1 protein-coding gene is annotated in these 824 nt (G+C 62.6%); it reads right to left on the minus strand.

Going from position 1 to position 824, the window contains the following annotated elements; all coding sequences use genetic code 11:
* Positions 1 to 552, minus strand: a 552-nt coding sequence (locus tag AWU74_RS06530) for a UvrD-helicase domain-containing protein (RefSeq protein WP_162504958.1), incomplete at its 3' end; no start/stop codon positions are given.
* Positions 553 to 824 lie beyond the last annotated feature (272 nt).

The raw sequence follows: 824 nt of genomic DNA on the forward strand, positions 1-824 counted from the left end.
CGACGCGATTTCGGGCGGGCGGCTTCCGCGGAACAGCGCGGCGACGGCGGGGTTGTTCCGGTGGGTCAGCAGGAACGGCAGCGCCTCGCGCTCGGCGATTTCCCGGCACCGCTCGTCGTCGGTGACAAAGTCGGGGCGAATTCCGTAGCGGAGCGCCGCCTCGCGGGCAACCGCGCCCGCATACGAGTCGAGCGTCTGGATTCGCGCGCGGTAAAAGTCCGCGACCGCCTGCGCTGCCCGCGCCTGATACGCGCCGCAGCCGCGCCGCGAAATGCGCTCAAGCTGGGAATAAATCCTGCGGTACATTTCCGCGGTGGCTTTTTTGGTGAACGTGAGCGCGAGGATTTGGTCGACGGCAAGCCCGCGCTCCACGACGAGGTAAACGTAACGGCAGGCGAGCACGTAGGTCTTGCCCGACCCCGCGCCCGCGGCGACGACGGCGTTTCCGCGCCGCAGCACGGCGGCAAGCTGCTCGGCGTTGAGTTGGTCAAACACGCCCGCGGCGGCGGAAAAGTCGAGGGGAAGGGGCGCGTTTCTGCTGGTTTTATTCATGCGGCGAGCGTAGCAGTTTCCGCGCGGAGTTTCCAGACAGGGCGCGGGGGCTGTTCAGAGGGCGATTCGCGCCACCGGCTTTTTGACGGGCGGCTTGCCGTGTTTTGAGCGATGCTATGGCTGCGCGAACTGCTTGTAAATACACGCTAAGAAATTATGGAGTTGACAATACTCCTGCAACAGAATATACCTATTTCTATGTGGGAAGTTGAATACACTGATGAATTTGAGACACGGTGGGGAACGCTTACTGACAAGGAACAGGCGTCTGT

The organism is Treponema endosymbiont of Eucomonympha sp. (assembly GCF_001028545.1).